Source organism: Streptomyces abikoensis (assembly GCF_014648775.1).
Lineage (GTDB): Bacteria > Actinomycetota > Actinomycetes > Streptomycetales > Streptomycetaceae > Streptomyces > Streptomyces abikoensis.
This window is the reverse complement of record NZ_BMRT01000008.1, coordinates 261,379-278,913: the sequence shown is the minus strand read 5'-3', so window position 1 is coordinate 278,913 and position 17,535 is coordinate 261,379. Positions and strand designations below refer to the sequence as shown.

General features: G+C 75.6%; 14 protein-coding genes. 5 read left to right on the top strand and 9 right to left on the bottom strand.

Going from position 1 to position 17,535, the window contains the following annotated elements:
* Window positions 1-54: 54 nt before the first annotated feature.
* From IE096_RS24545 to IE096_RS24525, 5 genes are all read right to left on the bottom strand, one after another.
* A complete protein-coding gene (locus IE096_RS24545) occupies window positions 55-1,563 on the bottom strand; it encodes a phytoene desaturase family protein (protein ID WP_189455248.1) in 1,509 nt (502 codons plus the stop codon).
* 84 nt (window positions 1,564-1,647) lie between these two features.
* Window positions 1,648-2,238, bottom strand: coding sequence for a DUF4126 domain-containing protein (locus IE096_RS24540; protein ID WP_189455246.1), 591 nt, complete (start codon window positions 2,236-2,238; stop codon window positions 1,648-1,650).
* Window positions 2,239-2,521: 283 nt separating this feature from the next.
* The gene (locus IE096_RS24535) at window positions 2,522-3,136 is read right to left on the bottom strand and encodes a TetR/AcrR family transcriptional regulator (RefSeq protein ID WP_126913749.1); all 615 of its coding nucleotides are present in this window, start codon (window positions 3,134-3,136) and stop codon (window positions 2,522-2,524) included.
* A 35-nt stretch (window positions 3,137-3,171) separates the two neighbouring features.
* Entirely contained in the window at window positions 3,172-5,379 is a 2,208-nt protein-coding gene (locus IE096_RS24530; RefSeq protein WP_189455245.1) for a YhgE/Pip family protein, read from the bottom strand.
* Complete coding sequence (locus IE096_RS24525) at window positions 5,351-6,112, bottom strand: ATP-binding cassette domain-containing protein (RefSeq protein ID WP_189455243.1); 762 nt, start codon at window positions 6,110-6,112, stop codon at window positions 5,351-5,353. Before IE096_RS24525 ends, IE096_RS24530 begins: the two co-directional genes overlap by 29 nt.
* A 228-nt stretch (window positions 6,113-6,340) precedes the next feature.
* Here IE096_RS24525 and IE096_RS24520 point away from each other — a divergent pair, with 228 nt between their 5' ends.
* Both IE096_RS24520 and IE096_RS24515 read left to right on the top strand, forming a co-directional pair.
* Window positions 6,341-7,096, top strand: coding sequence for a methyltransferase (locus IE096_RS24520; protein ID WP_189455241.1), 756 nt, complete (start codon window positions 6,341-6,343; stop codon window positions 7,094-7,096).
* A gap of 258 nt (window positions 7,097-7,354) precedes the next feature.
* Window positions 7,355-7,765: an SCO2097 family morphological protein gene (locus IE096_RS24515; protein WP_189455239.1), complete on the top strand. Its 411-nt coding sequence runs from the start codon at window positions 7,355-7,357 to the stop codon at window positions 7,763-7,765.
* 106 nt (window positions 7,766-7,871) lie between these two features.
* On the opposite strand, the gene IE096_RS24510 is transcribed toward IE096_RS24515, so the two are convergent.
* From IE096_RS24510 to IE096_RS24495, 4 genes are all read right to left on the bottom strand, one after another.
* Entirely contained in the window at window positions 7,872-10,259 is a 2,388-nt protein-coding gene (locus tag IE096_RS24510) for a transglutaminase TgpA family protein (protein ID WP_189455237.1), read from the bottom strand.
* Entirely contained in the window at window positions 10,256-11,806 is a 1,551-nt protein-coding gene (locus tag IE096_RS24505) for a DUF58 domain-containing protein (protein WP_189455235.1), read from the bottom strand. Before IE096_RS24505 ends, IE096_RS24510 begins: the two co-directional genes overlap by 4 nt.
* A complete protein-coding gene (locus IE096_RS24500; RefSeq protein WP_189455232.1) occupies window positions 11,806-12,852 on the bottom strand; it encodes an AAA family ATPase in 1,047 nt (348 codons plus the stop codon). Before IE096_RS24500 ends, IE096_RS24505 begins: the two co-directional genes overlap by 1 nt.
* A gap of 202 nt (window positions 12,853-13,054) precedes the next feature.
* Window positions 13,055-13,618 carry a beta-class carbonic anhydrase gene (locus IE096_RS24495; RefSeq protein ID WP_189455230.1) on the bottom strand — a complete coding sequence of 188 codons (564 nt, stop codon included), beginning with the start codon at window positions 13,616-13,618 and terminating at the stop codon, window positions 13,055-13,057.
* Between the two features lie 410 nt (window positions 13,619-14,028).
* Between IE096_RS24495 and rsmH the strand changes: the two genes are divergently transcribed.
* The 3 genes from rsmH to IE096_RS24480 are packed head-to-tail and all read left to right on the top strand — an operon-like array spanning window position 14,029 to window position 17,526.
* Window positions 14,029-14,988, top strand: coding sequence for a 16S rRNA (cytosine(1402)-N(4))-methyltransferase RsmH (rsmH, locus tag IE096_RS24490; protein WP_189455229.1), 960 nt, complete (start codon window positions 14,029-14,031; stop codon window positions 14,986-14,988).
* On the top strand, window positions 14,985-15,620 hold the full coding sequence (ftsL, locus tag IE096_RS24485; RefSeq protein WP_189455228.1) for a cell division protein FtsL: 636 nt from the start codon (window positions 14,985-14,987) through the stop codon (window positions 15,618-15,620). Before rsmH ends, ftsL begins: the two co-directional genes overlap by 4 nt.
* A gap of 7 nt (window positions 15,621-15,627) precedes the next feature.
* Window positions 15,628-17,526 (top strand): peptidoglycan D,D-transpeptidase FtsI family protein, encoded by a 1,899-nt coding sequence (locus IE096_RS24480; RefSeq protein ID WP_189455227.1) that lies wholly within the window; start codon window positions 15,628-15,630, stop codon window positions 17,524-17,526.
* Window positions 17,527-17,535 lie beyond the last annotated feature (9 nt).

Genomic DNA, 17,535 nt, shown 5'->3' with positions numbered 1-17,535 from the left:
GTGCGTCGTGGCTGGTCGCGCAGTTCCCCGCGCCCCTTCGGGGCGCCCTGGTGGCTACTGGGAGCCCCGCCAGTCGGCCCCGGAGACGACCAGGCCCGCGACCATCGCCCCCGACATCCCGGCGTGCGCCAGCCCGCCGCCGGGGTGGGCGAAGCCGCCCACCAGATAGCACCCGGGCAGCCGGGTGAGATTGCCCGGCCGCAGGAACGCCCCCCGTGCCCCGGCCAGTACGGGCGCGGGCACCCCGCCGCCCTCGGCCCCGGTCGCCGCCTCCGTGTCGGCGGGGGTACGCACCTCCCGCCACAGCAGCCGCTCCGCCAGATCCGGGACCGCCGCCTTGGCGGACTCGACCACGCGATCGGCGAAGGCGGCGGCGGCCCGCTCGTCACGCCAGTCGGCGCGCTCGCCGTGCGGCGCGACGGTGGCCGTCAGGGTCACGGCCTCGTGCCCCTCGCCGGGGACGGTGGCCGGGTCGTCCGGCCGGAGCACGGTCACCGTCGGGCGGTACGAGGCCGCGCCCGCCGTGCCGAAGACGGCCTCCAGCTCCGCCGCGCGGTCACCGCCGTGGACGACCGTACGGTGGGCGGTGCCCTCGGGGCGGGCGCCGGAGAGCGCCAGGAACACGCTGAACCTGCCCGGGGGCACGGGCGCCGCCGGCGCGGTCTCCGCCGCTCCCGGGGCGACGGCCGCCAGCCGGGCGGGGGAGACCCCGGCCACCACCACGTCCGCCTCGGCCACGCTTCCGTCGGCCAGCCGCACCCCGGCCGCGCGCCCGTCCTTCTCCACGACGCCGACGACGTCCGAGCCGAAGCGGAACTCCACGCGCCGCGCCAGGCACCGCTCGTACAGCGCGTCCGCGAGGCCGCGCATGCCGCCGGTCACGTACCAGCTGCCGAAGGTCTGCTCCAGGTACGGCAGGACCGTCGCGCTCCCGGGCGCCTCGCGCGGGTCGAGCCCGTAGGCGAGGGCGTGGCTCTCCAGCAGGGCGATCAGCCGCGGGTCCGCCAGCTCCCGCTCGGCGACGGACGCGAGCGTCACCGGCACCGGGCGGCGGAACAGCCCCTTGCGGTGGGGCAGCGCCGGGTACGGATCGCGGCCCAGCGCCTCGGTGCGCTCCGCCCGCAGCGGCTCCTCCAGCAGCGGCCGCCGCGTCGCGTCCCACACCTCGCGCGCCCGGTTGACCAGCTCGCTCCACCGCTCGCCCGCGCCCGCCCCCACCGCCGCGTCGAGCGCGGCGACCACACCGGCCCGGGAGGCGTTGGGCAGCGCGAAGTCCGTGCCGTCGGGGAAGAGATGGCGGCTCGCCGGGTCGACCTGGACGAGCCCGAGGCTCTGCTCCAGCGACTCCTTGCCGGTCTTGACGAACAGGTCGCGGTAGACGGCGGGCAGGTGGAGGAGGGCGGGGCCGGTGTCGAACGCGAAGCCGGCGCGGGTGAGGCGTCCGACGCCTCCGCCGTGGGTGTCCGTTCGCTCGTACACCGTCACCCGGTTGCCCGCGACGGCGAGCCGGGCGGCGGCTGCCATCGCGCCCATCCCGGCGCCGATCACCACAATCTGTGCCATGACGCCGACCTTATCGGGGTGGTGAGAGTGCCCCAGTCCCGCCCTTTCCCCGTTTCCCGGGGCTCCGCCCCAGACCCCCGCGCCTCAAACGCCGGCGAGGCTGGATCGCCGTTCGCGACGGCGCCGCAGGAACGCGCGTACCCGCTTCCAGAGGAAGACGACCAGCCCGATCCCCGCCGCCAGCAACGTCGCCGCGATGATCGCCGCCGCCACCGGGTGGAAGATCGCGAACACGATCAGCGCCGCGACCCCGAGGTCCTCCACCAGGCTCAGCACGATGTTGCTGGCCGGCTCCGGTGACGTGTTGACCGCCATGCGCGTGCCCGTCTTCACCAGGTGGCTCAGCAGCGCGGCCGAGCCGCCCACCGCGCCCGCCGCGAGCTCGGGGAGGGAGCCGTGCTGGCCGGCGAGCAGCGCGCCCACCACGCCTCCGGCGACGGGCCTGATGACGGTGTGGACCGCGTCCCAGACCGTGTCCACGTACGGGATCTTGTCGGCGACGGCCTCGCAGAGGAAGAGCACGCCCGCCGCGATGAGGACGTCGGGGCGCTGGAGCGCCCCGGGCACGTCGTCGCTCACCCCCGTCGCGCCGAGCAGACCGAGCAGCAGGACCACGGCGTAGGCGTTGACACCGCTGGCCCAGCCGCTTGTGAACACCAAGGGAAGCACCGACACGCGGAAGATCGTAACCGCCGTCCCGGGGTCCCTGAGTACGCGTACTCAGGCGCGGAGATGAGTACGCGCGCGGATGGGGCGCACCCCGTCCGGGAGGAAGAGTGGTGGTCGCGGAAGGGGCCGCCGGAGCCGGTACCGCCGATACGGGGCGGCGGAACGGCGGACGGCGGACCCCGACGCGGGCGGGGGAGGTACGGGGGAACACGGGGGAATCGCGGGGGAACGACGGCCCGGTGCGGACCGAGGGGGATCGGGCCGCACCGGGCCGGCGGACGTCCGCGCGCTAGCGGCCCGCGCCGCTCACCCGCCCCTGCAGCAGCCGCGACAGCGCCGAGTGCACCTCGTCGATCGACCGTTCCGGCTGGAACGACTGCCAGTCCAGCGCCGCCACCAGCACCATGCCGAACAGCGCCGACGCCGTCAGCGGGATGTCCAGCTCGGTGCTCAGCTCGCCCGTCGCGACCGCTTCGGTCAGGACGGCCTCGATGACGGCGATCGCCTTCTGCCGCACCTGCATCAGCGTCGACTGCCAGGCCCGGTTGGTGCGCCACAGCTCGGCCACGTAGAGCTGGGTGAGCGAGGGGTAGCGGGTGATGAAGTCCAGGCCGGCCCGGATCATCGCGTCCAGGGCGTCGACCCGGCTGCCGCCGCGCTCGGCCGTCTCGTCGGCGGCGGCCTGGAGGGAGTCGGTCAGCAGCTCGATGCCGTGCCGCAGCAGCTCCTCGAAGAGCACGGTCTTGCTGGCGAAGTTGTAGTAGACCGTGCCCTTGGCGACGCCGGCGCGCTCGGCGATCTCGTCCACGGTGGTGGAGGAGAAACCCTGTTCGGCGATGAGGGTGACCGCTGCTTCGAAGAGCTTGCGCCGGGTGTTCTGCCGCCGTGTACCGCTGCTGTCCATGACGGTGATTCTCCCCGTACCGGCCGTGTCCGCGCTCACAGGCTCAGCTCCGGGTGCAGCCGGTCCACGGACCAGACCTGTTTGCCCCGCGCCGAGAGGGCCGTCAGGGCCAGGGCGGCGGCGGTGAAGGCCGCCAGGACGCCGCACGCCTGCCAGACGGGGGCGAGGCCGCCGCCGGTGATGAGGTGGCGCAGCCCCTGTACGACGTAACTCATCGGCAGGAAGGGATGGATCGCGTTGAAGAAGCCGGGGCTGGTCTGCACCGGGTAGGTGCCGCCCGCCGAGGTCAGCTGGAGCATCAGCAGGGCGAGGACGAGGATGCGCCCGGCGGGCCCGAAGCGGGCGTTCAGCCATTGGACGACGGCCGCGAAGCACGCGACGACGAGGACGACGAAGCCCGCCGTGCCCGCCGCCCGCACCGGTCGCAGGCCCAGCCCCCAGTGGAGGACGGCCAGCAGCGCGGCCGCCTGGACGACGCCGATGGCGACGACGGGCAGCCAGCCCGCCACGGCGATCCGCCAGGCGGAGGCGCCTGCGGCCAGCGCGCGCCGGTTGAGGGGCTGGATCAGCATGTAGGCGACCATCGCGCCCACCCAGAGCGAGAGCGGGATGAAGTAGGGGGCGAATCCGGTGCCGTATTCGGGGGCCTTGTGGAGCGCCTTGGCGGCCAGGGAGACCGGGTCGGCCATCACCTCGGTGCGGGCGTCGCGCTCCTTCTTGCCGTAGTCGGGGATCTTCGCGGCGCCGTCGTGGAGGCCGCCCGCGAGTTTGGCGGAGCCGTCGGACAGCTTGACCATGCCGCCCTGGAGGGTGTCCGCGCCCTCGCGCAGCCGGCCGATGCCGTCGTCGAGGTCGGCGGCGCCCGTCCTGGCGGTGCCGAGCCCGTCGCGCAGCCGTCCGGTGCCCTCGCCGATGCGGCCGGCGCCCTCGGCCACCTGCTGGGCGCCGTCGTTGAGGGCGTTGACCTTCCGTACGGCGCCGTCGATGTCCCGGGCGAGGTGCGGGGCCTCGTCGGCGAGCCGTTCGGCGGCGGCGCTCAGGGCGTCCAGCTGCCCGGGGAGCCGGTCGAGTTCGCCGTTCTCGTTCCGCACGAGGGCGTCGAGCTTTTCCGCGCCCTCGGCCGACTGCCGCGCGGCGAACACGGCTTTCTTCAGGGCCGGGCAGTAGTCGCCCGGCGTGGAGGCGCCGGTGGCGGTGCCGGTCCCGGTGGTGGTGCCGGCCCGGGTGCCGGTGCCGGTGCCGGTGCCGGTCGCGCACAGCTTGTCGTACGCGGCGGACAGGTCGTCCGCGCCGCGCCTGGCGGCCCTGGCGAGCGGGCCCGTGACGGCGGGGGAGGGCAGGTCGGCCAGGTGCTCGCGGACGGTGCGCGCCTCGCGGGCGACGCCACGGGCGGCCTCCCCTATCTCGCCCGCGTGCTCCTTGACGAACGCGCCCTCCTTGCCGGCGACGCCGTTCACCTTGTCGGCCAGCTGCCGGGTGCCGTCCGCCACGCGCGCGGCGCCGCCGGCCAGTCGCCGGGCGGCGGAGTCCAGGGTGCCGGCGCCGTCGTGCAGCCGGTCCACGCCCTGCTCGAGCTCGCCGCTGCCATGACGGGCGCGGGTCAGGCCGTCCTTGAGGTCCCCGGCGCCCTTGCGGGCCTCGCCGATGCCCTCGCCGAGCCGGTCGGCGCCGCCCGCCGCCTCCTCGGTCTTGCCGTGGAGGCTGGAGAAGGAGACGAAGATCTTGTCGTAGAAGGACCGTGACGTCCTGCGCGACGCGGCCGCCCGGACCTCGGAGAAGACCGAGCGGGAGATCTGGCCGACGATGTAGTTGTTCGCGTCGTTCGTCCGGACCTGGAGCGCGCCGGTCACGGGGGAGCCGCCGGAGCCGGAGCCGGCACTGGAGGCGAGCAGCCTGCTGAAATCGGCCGGGATGGTCAACGACAGGTAGTACGTCCCCTTCTCGACCCCCTTCCGGGCCTCGGCGGCGCTCGTCTCGTGCCACTGGAAGGACTTGGAGTCGCGCAGCCCCTTGACGATCGAGTCGCCGGCCGCCAGCCGCTCGCCGTCCACCGTCGTGCCCCGGTCGGCGTTGACCAGCGCCACCGGCACCTTGTCGAGCCGCCCGTAGGGGTCCCAGAACGACCACAGGTACAACGCGCCGTAGAGCAGGGGCAGCAGGAGCAGGGCGACGAGCGCGGCGCGCGGCAGCCGGCCCCTCCCGAATCGTTTCAGCTCAAGGACGGCCAATTTCGGCGAGCGCATCCGCCGCTCCCTTCGGGGCCTGTGACATGGTCCGGTCGGTGCGGACGACCAGCGCGTCGCCCGGTGGCGGCGCCTCCGCGCACACCGCGAGCACGGTCGTACCGGCCCCGGCGAGGGCGCGCAGCAGCGCCCACGCCTGCTCGCGTTCGGCCGCTGTGAGCTTGAGGTCGGTGTCGTCCACCGCGATAAGCCGGGGCGAGCCGACGAGCGCGAGGGCCAGCGACAGCCGCAGCGCCTCCAGCCGCCCCAGATCCCGTACGGCCGTGCCGGCGCCCTTGGGCAGCGCGGACACCTCCAGCCCGGCGGCCGCGAGCGCGGCCTCGGTACGGGCCGCCTCCCGCGCCGCCTTCTCCGCCCCGGTGCGGAACAGCGCGCCGGGCGAGGCGCCGAACCTCCGCTGGAGCAGCGCGCGTTCCCGCAGGTGCTCGCCGACGGTCAGGGAGGCGTCGAGCTCGGCGACGCCCGGGACGTGCGCGAGCGCGCTCAGGCGCCGGACGGCCGCCATCCGCCGGGGCAGGGTCAGGCCCGCGATCTCGGCGTGCCCGGCGGACGGCCGCATACGACCGGTGAGAGTGAGCAGGAGACAGGTGCGGCCCGAGCCGGAGGGGCCCTCGACGGCCACGAGCGAACCGGGTGGCGCGTCGACGTCCACCGCGCGGAACGCCCAGCCGCGCGGCCCCCGGACACCGAGGCCCGTCGCCGCGATCGCGGCTCCGTGCGGGATGCCGTCCACAGGACCTCCAAGCAACCTTGGACTGACCGGTCAGTGCAAAAGTATGCGGATCGCTCCCTTCCTCCGTCAACCCCGTTCCCGAACGCGGGAGTTCGCGCAGGTCGTGGCCGGTTCGCACCGATGCGGGAGGGCGCGTGGCGCGAGGTGCCGGGCGGTGCGGTCCGGCCCATTAGGCTGGTGCCGCCCGACGTCAGTCACCCGCAGTCACCCGCCGAGGAGTCACCCGCCGTGTCAGACCCGCTGCGCCCCCGGGCGTCCCTCCGTACCGCCGTGGTCTGGGAGGTCCTCAAGGACGCCCTCGACCGCCGGGTCAAGGCCGCCGGACGGGAGGCCCTGGACGTCCTCGACACCGGTGGCGGCTCCGGCAAGTTCGCGGTGCCCCTCGCGCGGCTCGGCCACCACGTCACCGTCGTCGACCCCAGCCCCAACGCGCTGTTCGCGCTGGAGCGCAGGGCCGCCGAGGCCGGGGTCGCCGAGCGGGTGCGCGGCGTCCAGGGCGACGCCCACGGCCTGTTCGACGTCGTCGACCGCGACGGATTCGACGTCGTGCTCTGCCACGGCGTGCTGGAGTACGTCGAGGACCCCGCCGACAGCGTCCGCAACGTCGTCGCGGCCCTCCGCCCCGGCGGCACCCTCAGCCTGCTCGCCGCCGGCCTCGGCGGCGCCGTGCTCGCCCGCGCCCTCGCCGGGCACTTCACCGAGGCCCACCAGGCCCTCACCGACCCCTCCGGCCACTGGGGCGCCGGGGACCCGCTCACCCGCCGCTTCTCCGCCGAGCAGCTCTCCGGCCTCGTCGGCGACGCGGGCCTTGAGGTCTCCGCGGTGCACGGCGTGCGCGTCTTCGCCGACTTGGTGCCCGGCGTGCTCGTCGACCACGAGCCCGGCGCGCTGGACGCGCTGCTGCGGCTGGAGGCCGCCGCGGCCGAACTGCCGGCCTTCCACTCCATCGCCACGCAGCTGCACGTCCTGGCCGAGCGGGACTGACGCGACCCCCCGTCCCCGCCTCGTCCCCGCCTCGGGCGGACCCCACCCGATCAGCTCGTTCGCCCCGTATGATCGGGGGACACCGTCCGGCATGGCCGATCGGCAGGCAGGGAATGTACGTCCCGACGGCATCGATCGCCACACCGGGGCCGGTGGCCGAATTGGCGCAGAGGGGCGGGTTTCACGGGGGCGATTCCCTGCCTATCCTGAAAGGGTCGCACCCGGTCGCCCCCCGCGACCGACGAGTAGGAGGACTCCGTGCCGCTCTCGGAGCACGAGCAGCGCATGCTCGAGCAGATGGAGCGAGCGCTGTACGCCGAAGATCCCAAGTTCGCCACAGCGCTCGAGGGCAGCGGCCTGCGCACGTACACCCGGCGACGGGTCTACCAGGCGGTCGCGGGTTTTCTGGTGGGCATCGCGCTCCTCATGGCCGGAATGGTCACCCAGCGGATCTGGATCAGCGTGGCGGGCTTCCTCGTCATGCTGGGCTGCGCCGTGCTCGCGGTGACGGGGTGGCGCAAGGCGCCGAGGCCCGGCGTCCGGCGCGTCGGCGGTCCCGGCGGGCCCGGTGGTCCGGGCATGGCACGGCGGCCGGTCGGCCGCCGGCGCGGCATGATGGACCGCATCGAGCAGCGATGGCAGCGGCGACGGGACGAGCAGGGGCACTAGCCCGCTTTGTCTTGACACGTGTGCTCCTTACCCGTGGGGCCAGGACGGACGTCCTGGCCCCACGGGCGTATGCGGGGGTCGCCAGGGGCACGCGGCCCAGCCCCGGTCACGGGAAGGGGCGGGAGCGGGGGATCAGCCGCCGCAGGCGCGCCCTCGCCGCCGACCGGACGCCCGCCCAGAACCCGGCGCACGCCCACACCACCCGCACCGCCGACCGGGGCGCCACCACGGCCCGCACCCGCGCCCGGCGCCCCGCCGAGGCCCGCAGGCCCGCCCGGGCGGCCTCGACGTCGGCGCTCGCCGTCGCCCCGGCGGGCGGCGGCGACGGCGCGTACAGCGTCTGCTCGACCGCCGTCGCCAGCCGCCCCACGGCCTCCGCGTGCGGTCCGGCCAGCCGCGCGTCCCGGACGATGCGGGCCGCCGCCATCCTGGGGGTCAGGGAATCGTCCGGCGGGATGCCGTAGTCCCACGCGGAGTCGGTCAGCTCGCGCCAGGCGGCCAGCGGGCGCGGCCCGGCCCGGCCGTCGAGCCGCCGGGCGCACGCCCGCCTCCGCCACAGGTGGGGCAGCGCGGGCAGCAGCAGCGCGGCCAGCGCTGCCACGATCACGACGGCCAGGGTGAGCGGCGACGTACCGCCGGAGGACCCGCCCGCCTCCAGCCGCACGACGCCGCCGCAGCCGTCGACCTTCTTCAGCTCGGGCGGGCAGCCGCCGTCCGCCGAGGGCGCCGGCTGCGGCGCCCTGCTCCGGCCGGGCTCCGGGGCCGGGACGCCCGGGTCGGGGGCGGAAGGAGCCTGCGCGACCGTGTACTCGGGCGGGGTGCCCCGGCTGGGCGTGGGCTCGAACCGGGTCCACCCGGCGCCCTCGAAGTACAGCTCGGGCCAGGCGTGGGCGTCCTTGGTGCCGACCGACACCGTGCCGTCCGGCTGCGGGGTGCCCGGGGTGAAGCCGACCGCCACGCGCGCGGGGATGCCCAGCGTCCTCGCCATGGCCGCCATGGCGAAGGAGAAGTGGACGCAGAAGCCCTGCTTCTCCTCCAGGAAGCGCGCTATGGCGTCGGGGCCGCTGCCCGAACGCACCTCCGTGTCATAGCGGAAGCCCCCGCTCGCGGCGAACCAGTCCTGCAGCTTCACCGCCTGCTGGTAGGAGTCGGCCGCGCCGGCGGTCACCTTCCGGGCCGTCTCCGCCACGACCTTGGGCATCGCGGGCGGCACCCGCGTGTATTCGCGCAGCAGTTGCTCCGGGGGCGCGGGCGCGGCGGCGAGCTGAGCGGCCGTCGGCTCCACGAGCAGCCCCGCCACCTGATAGCGCACGCCCCGCGTGGTCTGGCCGTGGTCGCCGACCAGCGCCCGGCCCTCCGGCTCGTACCGCCACTGGCCCGGGACCCGCACCCGCTCGGCCGGATAGGGCAGGGGCAGATAGTTCTGGCCGTAGCCGTCGGAGGCCGCGACGGAGACCCCGATGCGGGCCGTACGGACCCCGGTGGTCAGCCCGGCGGGGGTGGGCAGCGGGTCGGGCACATCGGTGATGCGCCGCTCGGAGGCGCGCCATGACGCGCCGTCGAACCGGTCGAGGGCGACGATGCGCAGGTACAGGTCCTGGACGGACGGCGCGGAGGTGCGGTAGCGCAGCAGCTCCCGGTTCTCCGGCTGGTTGAGGCTGTTCTGCAGCGAGACCAGCGGGTTGACGGCGGAGATGGTGCCGCCGTCGGAGCCGGGGCCCTCGCCGGCGCCGCGCGCGGCCAGCAGCCCGCCGCCGATCGAGGGCAGCGCGACCGGGAGCGCCAGGGCGAGCCCCAGCGCGAGTGCCCCGATGCGCCGGCCGGTGCGCACCGGGGCCAGGGCCGGGCCGCCGCCCGCCGCGAGGCCGGCGGCGACGCCGGCCGGGGCGCCGGCGGCCCCGCCGCCGAACACCCTGCCCCAGCGCGCGAGCCGGTCCCGGCCCTCGGCCAGGAGCAGCAGCAGATAGCCGGCGGCCGCTATGAGGAACCACAGCCGGCCCGCGCTGCCCTTGGACAGCCCGGCGCCGACCGAGTAGAGCGCCAGCAGGGGCAGGCCCGCCGGGGCCGCGCCGCGGAAGGTGACCGCCAGGGCGTCCACCACCAGCCCGACCAGCAGCACACCGCCGATCAGCAGCAGCCGGATGGACGTCGTCGCGGGCGCCGGGATGGCGTACCGCCCGACGTCGTCCACGCCCTGCCGCAGCAGTCGGCCGAACTCCTCGAAGGCGTCGGGGCCCGGCAGTATCCCGCCGACGGCCCGTTCGCGGGCGAAGACGAGCGTGAGCAGCAGCAGGACGACGAGGGCCTGCGCCGCGACCGTCAGCCACCGGGCCAGCGGCACGCGGCGGGCCGCCACGCCGACCGCCGTCTGGACGCACAGCAGCAGCGCGGCCTGGAGGATCCAGACGGTCCGCTCGACCAGCGGCAGCATCGCGCAGGCCGTCCCCAGGGTGGCCAGCACCCCGCACACCGCCAGCCGCGACCGCCCGCTCACGCCCGGCCCCCCGCCCCGTTGCCGCCGGGGGCACCGCTCGCGGTGGCACCGTTGCCCGTCGCCCCACCGCCTGCCGCGCCCGCCCGCGCCGGGCCGGCCGCCGTGCCGTCGGCCGCCGCCCCCGGGGCCGTCGCCGTGCCGTACCCACCCGCGCCGTACCCATCGGCCAGGGCGGCGCCCGGCACGCCGTACGCGCCCGCGCCGTACGGGCCGCCCGCAGGGCTGCCCGGTGTCCCCGCCAGCCGCCACAGGTCGGGCAGTGCCGTGCCGGGAGCGACGGGCAGGGCCGTCCAGCCCGCGTCGCGCAGGACGCGCAGGCGTTCCTCGGCCTCGGGGTGGGCCGGGTCGCCCTCGGGGGCGCCCGACCAGGTGGCCGTGGGCAGGACGAAGGCGACCGCCGTGCCGCCACGGGGGCGCATCCGGGCGGCCAGGGCCGCCTGCGGCTCGTCCAGGTCGCCGAGGAACGCCACCAGCAGGCCCTCGCCGCCGGCACCGAGCAGCGCGTCATGGGCGGGGGAGAGGCCGCTGCCCTCGGAGTGGTCGATCACGGCGAGGGCGTCCAGCATCAGCCCGGCGGCGCCGGACGGGTCCGGCGAGGAGCTCGCGTAGCCGCCGGAGGAGACGTCGTGGCCCGGCAGGGCGCTGCCCGTGTCGGTCAGCAGCCGGACGGTGAAGCCCCGCTCCATCAGGTGCGACGCCACCGAGGCCGCCCCGGAGACGGCCCACTCGAAGGGCGAGCCGGGCCCGGCGCCCTCGTAGGCGACGGCCCGGGTGTCCAGCAGCACCGTGCAGTGGGCGCGCCGGGGCCGCTCCTCGCGGCGCACCATCAGCTCGCCGTAGCGGGCGGTGGAGCGCCAGTGGACCCGGCGCAGATCGTCGCCGTGCCGGTAGCCGCGCGGAATGACATCGTCCTCCCCGGCCAGGGCGAGGACGCGGTAGCGGCCGTCGCCGTGGCCCGCCGCCTCGCCGCCGAGGCGCACCGGCGGCAGCCGGTCGACGCGCGGCACGACGGTCAGGGTGTCGTACGCGCTGAAACCGCGGGTCAGCTCGCACATCCCGAACGGGTCCGTCAGCCGCAGCTGGAGCGGGCCCAGGGGGTAGCGGCCGCGCAGATCGGCGCGGACCCGGTAGGAGACCTCGCGCCGCCCGCCCGGCTCCATCCGGTCCAGGACGAAGCGCGGGCGCGGGCCCAGCACATAGGGCACCCGGTCCTGGAGCATCAGCAGGCCGGTGGGGAGCCGCGAGACGTTGTCGACGCGCAGGCTCACCCGGGCCTCGGCGGAGGCGGGCACGCGCGCGGGCGCGAGCCGCCGGCTGCCGGTGACCCGGTGCCGGGTGAGGTGGAGCACCACCACGCACACCACGGGCAGCACGGCCAGCAGCAGCCCCACCCGCAGCAGGTCCTCCTGGCCCAGCACATAGGCGCAGGCCGTCGCGGCGACGCCCGCCGCCAGGAAGGAGCGGCCCCGGGTGGTCAGCCCGCCGAACGCGGCCCACAGCCCGCCGCGTCCCTCCCCGTCGCCGGGCGGGCCGCCCGGGGCGGGCATCACAGCCCCCGCGCGCCCGGCGGCTGCCGGCCGAACGGGTCGGGCAGCGGGGTGCGCCGCAGGATGTCCACGACGATCTGCTCGGCGGTGCGCCGGCCGAGCTGGGCCTGTGCCGTGGGCAGCAGCCGGTGGGCGAGCACCGGCACCGCCAGCGCCCGGACGTCGTCGGGCAGGGCGAACTCCCGCCCGGCCAGCGCCGCCGCGGCCTTGGCCGCCCGCAGCAGATGCAGCGTCGCGCGCGGCGACGCGCCGAGTCTGAGCTCGGGGTGCTGCCGGGTGGCGCCGACCACGTCCACCGCGTAGCGCAGGACGGGCTCGGCGACGTGCACCGCGCGGACCGCCTCGATCAGCTTGCCGATCTCGTGTGCGTGGGCGACGGGCTGGAGATCGTCCAGCGGGGAGAGGGCGCCGTGCGAGGCCAGCATCCGCAGCTCGGCCTCCGGCCCCGGATAGCCGATGGACACCCGGGCCATGAAGCGGTCGCGCTGGGCCTCGGGCAGCGGGTACGTGCCCTCCATCTCGACCGGGTTCTGCGTGGCCACGACCATGAAGGGGCTGGGCAGCTCATAGGTGTGCCCGTCGATGGTGACCTGGCGCTCCTCCATCGACTCCAGCAGCGCCGACTGGGTCTTGGGCGAGGCGCGGTTGATCTCGTCGCCGATGACGATCTGCGCGAAGATCGCGCCGGGCTTGAACTCGAAGTCCCGGCGCTGCTGGTCGTAGACGCTCACGCCGGTGATGTCGGAGGGCAGCAGGTCCGGGGTGAACTGGATGCGCCGCACCGAGCAGTCGACGGACCGGGCCAGCGCCTTGGCGAGCATCGTCTTGCCGACGCCCGGCACGTCCTCGATCAGCAGGTGCCCCTCGGCGAGCAGGACGGTCAGCGCCAGCCGCACGACCTCCGGCTTGCCCTCGATCACGCTCTCCACCGAGCGGCGCACCCGCTCCGCGGTGGCGGTCAGCGCGGCGGCCGGCCCCGCCGCTCCGCCCGGCTCCGCCGGAGCGGGCGGAGCCCCGTGGCTGGCTCGCTCGTCATACGTCGTCACCCGGCCCTCCTCGGCCCTTCACAGGGCCGGAAGGCCCGCCGGAAACTCCGGCGGCGCGTGGCCGGCCCACCCCGCTGCGGCGCCCGGGGCCGCGTGGCGGCCGGGCGTCCCTACGCATTCTGGCCGCCCGCACGGCGTGGCGTCACCGCCTGTGGACAACTGGTGCGGCGCGTGCCGCGCCAGTTGTCCACAGGGCTTGCGGTCAGGGGCGCGGGTCGATCTCGCGCAGCAGGCCGGTCGTGACGTCGAAGACGAAGCCCCGCACATCGTCGCGGTGGGGCAGGAACGGGGAGGTCCGCACCCGCTGCATGGACTGGCGGACGTCCTGGTCGAGGTCCTTGAACGCCTCCACGGCCCACGGCGGCCGCTGGCCGACCTCGGCCTCGATGTCGTGCCGGAAGTCCTCGGTGAGGTCCAGCAGACCGCAGCCGGTGTGGTGGATCAGCACGACCGAGCGGGTGCCCAGGGCACGCTGGCTGATGGTGAGGGAACGGATGATGTCGTCGGTGACGACGCCACCCGCGTTGCGGATGGTGTGGCAGTCGCCCAGCTCCAGGCCCAGGGCGGCGTGGAGGTCGAGACGGGCGTCCATGCACGCGACCACGGCGACCTTCAGCACGGGCCGGGCGTCCATGCCCGGGTCGGTGAACGCGGCGGCGTACTGGGCGTTGGCCTGTACCAGCCGGTCGGTGACGGTCGGTTCCGGGGAGTCCGTGCGGTCCTGTCCGGTGCCGGGCGTGGGGGACTGTGACGCGGATATGGGCATAGGGATGAACGTAGCCGCTGACCGGCTCCGGCGCACGCGCGACCGTCCCTGACCAGGGCAGCGCCCGGTAACCGGCCGCTCACCGGGCCCGGCCCGCCGCCCCGCCGGAACCCCTCGTCCCGCCGGGGGCCACCGCCGGGCGGGCGGTGGGACGCGCACGCACCGGCCGGTTGATTGACCGCGGGGGCGAGTGGACTAAAGTGGCGCGAAGTGGGAGGCGTGACGCTCCCCGGAACGCTCCCCGGAACCGAAGAACCACCACGTGGCACGGTGCGTACGTACCCCTCGGCCTCCTCCCGCTCCCGGTCGCCCGGCGTCACTTCCCCGGCGCCGGAACGTCCGTTCCCCTTCGAGCGGGCGGGGACCCGGCGGTACGCCGCGCCGCGCCTCCCCGTATCTCAGAAGGGCGCATGAGCAGCAACGCGCGACACGTCCCCGTCATGCTCCAGCGCTGCCTGGACATGCTCGCCCCCGCGCTGACCGCGCCCGGAGCCGTCGTGGTCGACTGCACCCTCGGCGCCGGCGGGCACAGCGAGGCGCTGCTCAAGACCTTCCCCGACGCCCGGCTCGTCGCCCTCGACCGCGACCCCACGGCGCTCGCGCTCGCCGGTGAGCGGCTCGCCCCCTACGGCGACCGCGCCACGCTGGTGCGCGCCGTCTACCACGAGCTGCCCGAGGTGCTGGAGCGCCTGGGCATCCCCAAGGTCCAGGGCGTCCTCTTCGACCTCGGCGTCTCCTCCATGCAGCTCGACGAGGCCGACCGCGGCTTCGCCTACGCGCAGGACGCCCCGCTGGACATGCGCATGGACCAGACGACGGGCATCAGCGCCGCCGAGGTCCTCAACACCTACCCGCCGGGCGAGCTGGTGCGCATCCTGCGCCAGTACGGCGAGGAGAAGCAGGCCAAACGCATCGTCTCGGCCATCGTCCGGGAGCGGGCGAAGGAGCCCTTCAGCAACAGCGCCCGCCTCGTCGAGCTGATCCGCGACGCCCTCCCGCAGGCCGCCAAGCGCACCGGCGGCAACCCCGCCAAGCGCACCTTCCAGGCGCTGCGCATCGAGGTCAACGCCGAGCTGGCCAGCGTGGAGGCGGCCATCCCGGCCGCCGTCGCGTCCCTCGCCGTCGGTGGCCGGATCGCGGTGCTGTCCTACCAGTCGCTGGAGGACCGCATCGTCAAGAGCGTCTTCGCCGCCGGCGCCACGAGCACCGCGCCGCCCGGCCTGCCGGTGGTGCCCGAGCAGTACCAGCCGCGCCTGAAGCTGCTGACGCGCGGCGCGGAACTGCCCACGGAGGAGGAGATCGCCGAGAACCGGCGGGCCGCCCCCGCCCGGCTGCGCGGCGCCGAGCGCATCCGCGAGGACATCCGGTGAGCCCGGCCGGACGCCGGGGCGGCCGCCTGGTGCGGCTGCTGCCCGCCGGACCCGCCGGGGCGAAGCGCACGCCGTTCGTCCTGCTGGTCGTGGTGCTCCTCGGTTCCGGCCTCATCTCGCTGCTGCTGCTGAACTCCTCCCTGAACCAGGGCTCCTTCGAGCTCAGCCGGCTCCAGCGCACCACCACCGAGCTGACCGACGAGCAGCAGGCGCTCCAGCAGGAGGTCGACCAGCTCGCCGCCCCGGACGCGCTGGAGCGCCGCGCCCGGGAGCTGGGCATGATCCCCGGCGGCAGCCCCGCCTTCCTGCTGCCCGACGGCACGGTCAAGGGCGCCCCCGCCCCGGCGACCACCGCCAACCCCGCCGACCCGGCGGCCTTCGCGCCCCCCGAGCCCCGGGGCCTGCCCCCGCTGGCCCCCGACCCCCTCGTCGCCCCGGCCCCGCCCGGGCAGCCGCCCGTCGTGCTCCGCGGCGGGGACGCGCCGTCCCCGGCCGCCCAGGCCCCTGCGGCACAGGCCCCGGCGGCACGGCCCCCGGCCGACGGGCGGCCCGCCGGCGCCCCGGCGCAGCCACAGCCCCACCCGGCCCTCCCCCCGGCCCCGGTGGGCGGGAACCCCCAACAGGTCAGGTAGGTGAGTCGTGACGGCGCCCAGGCAGCCCCGCCGCCCGGTTCCCGGGCCCGCGCGCCCCGTCGCCCGGCCGGCGCGCCCCCGCCCCGGTGACCGCTCCCTGCGGCTGGGCAACCCCCGGCCCCGGTTGCGGGCGATCGGCGTGGGCCTCACGCTCGTCCTGCTGGTCTTCACGGTCCGGCTGCTCCAGGTGCAGGCCGTCGACGCCAGCGCCTACGCGGCCCGCGCCAACGTCAACCGCTACATCCCGGTGACGCTGGCCGCCGAGCGCGGCGCCATCACCGACCGCACCGGCGTGGACCTGGCCACCACCGTCGACGCCTACGACATCACCGCCGCCCCCGACCTCCTCGCCCCCGACCGGATCAAGACCGAGGGCGCGGCCGCGCGGGCCGCGAGGCTGCTGGCCCCCGTCCTCGGCGAGGACGCGGCCACGCTGGAGCAGAAGCTCACCGCCAACCCCAAGTCCAAGTACGTGGTGCTGGCCCGCCGGCAGACCCCGCAGGTCTGGAAGAAGATCTCGGAGCTGAAGAAGGCGCAGGCGGAGAAGGCCCGCCGCAAGGAGGGCGCCAACGTCCTGGCCGGGGTGAACCGCGAGTCCCACAGCAAGCGCGTCTACCCCAACGGCGACCTGGCCGCCGGCCTCCTCGGCTTCGTCAACGGCGACGGCCGGGGCAGCGGCGGTCTGGAGGCCCTCCTCGACGACACCCTCGCCGGCAAGAACGGCAAGCGCGTCTACGCCCAGTCCGGCGGCCGGCAGGTGCCCACCGGCGATCTGAAGGAACAGGCCGCCGTGCCCGGCTCCGACGTGGAGCTGACCATCGACCGCGACATCCAGTGGGCCGCCCAGAACGCCGTCGCCAAGCAGGTGCGCGAGTCCGGCGCGGACCGGGGCTACGTCGTCGTCCAGGACACCCGCACCGGACAGATCCTGGCCATGGCCAACGCCCCCGGCTACAACCCCAACGACCTGGAGCACGCCGACCGCTCCGCGCTGGGCAACGCCGCCCTCCAGGACGCCTACGAACCCGGCAGCGTCAGCAAGATCATGACGATGGCCGCCGTGCTGGAGGAGGGCGTCGCCACGCCCGACACCCATGTGGAGGTCCCCAACCGGCTGCCGCGCGCCGACCGCGCCTTCGCCGACGACGTGGACCACCCCACCTGGCACCTGACGCTGAACGGGGTGCTCGCCAAGTCCAGCAACATCGGCACGATCCTCGCCAGCGAGCAACTGGGCAAGACCCGCGAGGAGGCCAACGAGGTCCTCTACACCTACCTCCGCAAGTTCGGCATCGGCCGCCCCACGGGCCTCGGCTTCCCCGGGGAGACGCCCGGCCTGCTGGCCCGGCCGGGGGAGTGGAAGTCCTCGCGGGCCTACACCATCCCCTTCGGCCAGGGCCTCTCCCTCAACGCCGTCCAGGCCGCCTCCGTCTACTCCACCATCGCGGCCGGCGGCGAGCGCGTACAGCCCTCCCTGGTGCGCGGCGCCAAGGGGCCCGACGGCCGCTTCACCCCCGCCCCGACGCCGCCCCGCACCCGGGTGATCAGCGAGAAGACCGCCCGGCAGCTCTCCGCGATGCTGGAGTCGGTCGTCGACGACCAGGAGGGCACCGGCACCAAGGCCAAGATCCCCGGCTACCGGGTCGCGGGCAAGACCGGCACGTCCAACCGGGTGGACCCCACCACCGGCCGCTACCACGGCTACACCGCCTCCTTCGCCGGCTTCGCCCCCGCCGACCAGCCCCGGATCACCGTCTACTGCGCCATCCAGAACCCCACCAAGGGCAGCTACTTCGGCGGCCAGGTCTGCGGGCCGGTCTTCAAGCAGGTCATGGAGTTCGCGCTGAAGACCCTCCAGGTGCCCCCGTCGGGCACCCGGCCGCCGCGGCTGCCGGTGAGCTACTAGCGAGCCGGG

Bases quoted from the DNA above. Each gene is read 5' to 3' on its own strand.
- IE096_RS24535 (WP_126913749.1), bottom strand. From the start codon at position 3,136: ATGGACAGCAGCGGTACACGGCGGCAGAACACCCGGCGCAAGCTCTTC.
- IE096_RS24505 (WP_189455235.1), bottom strand. From the start codon at position 11,806: ATGCCCGCCCCGGGCGGCCCGCCCGGCGACGGGGAGGGACGCGGCGGG.
- IE096_RS24530 (WP_189455245.1), bottom strand. From the start codon at position 5,379: ATGCGCTCGCCGAAATTGGCCGTCCTTGAGCTGAAACGATTCGGGAGG.
- rsmH (WP_189455229.1), top strand. From the start codon at position 14,029: ATGAGCAGCAACGCGCGACACGTCCCCGTCATGCTCCAGCGCTGCCTG.
- IE096_RS24495 (WP_189455230.1), bottom strand. From the start codon at position 13,618: ATGCCCATATCCGCGTCACAGTCCCCCACGCCCGGCACCGGACAGGAC.
- IE096_RS24545 (WP_189455248.1), bottom strand. From the start codon at position 1,563: ATGGCACAGATTGTGGTGATCGGCGCCGGGATGGGCGCGATGGCAGCC.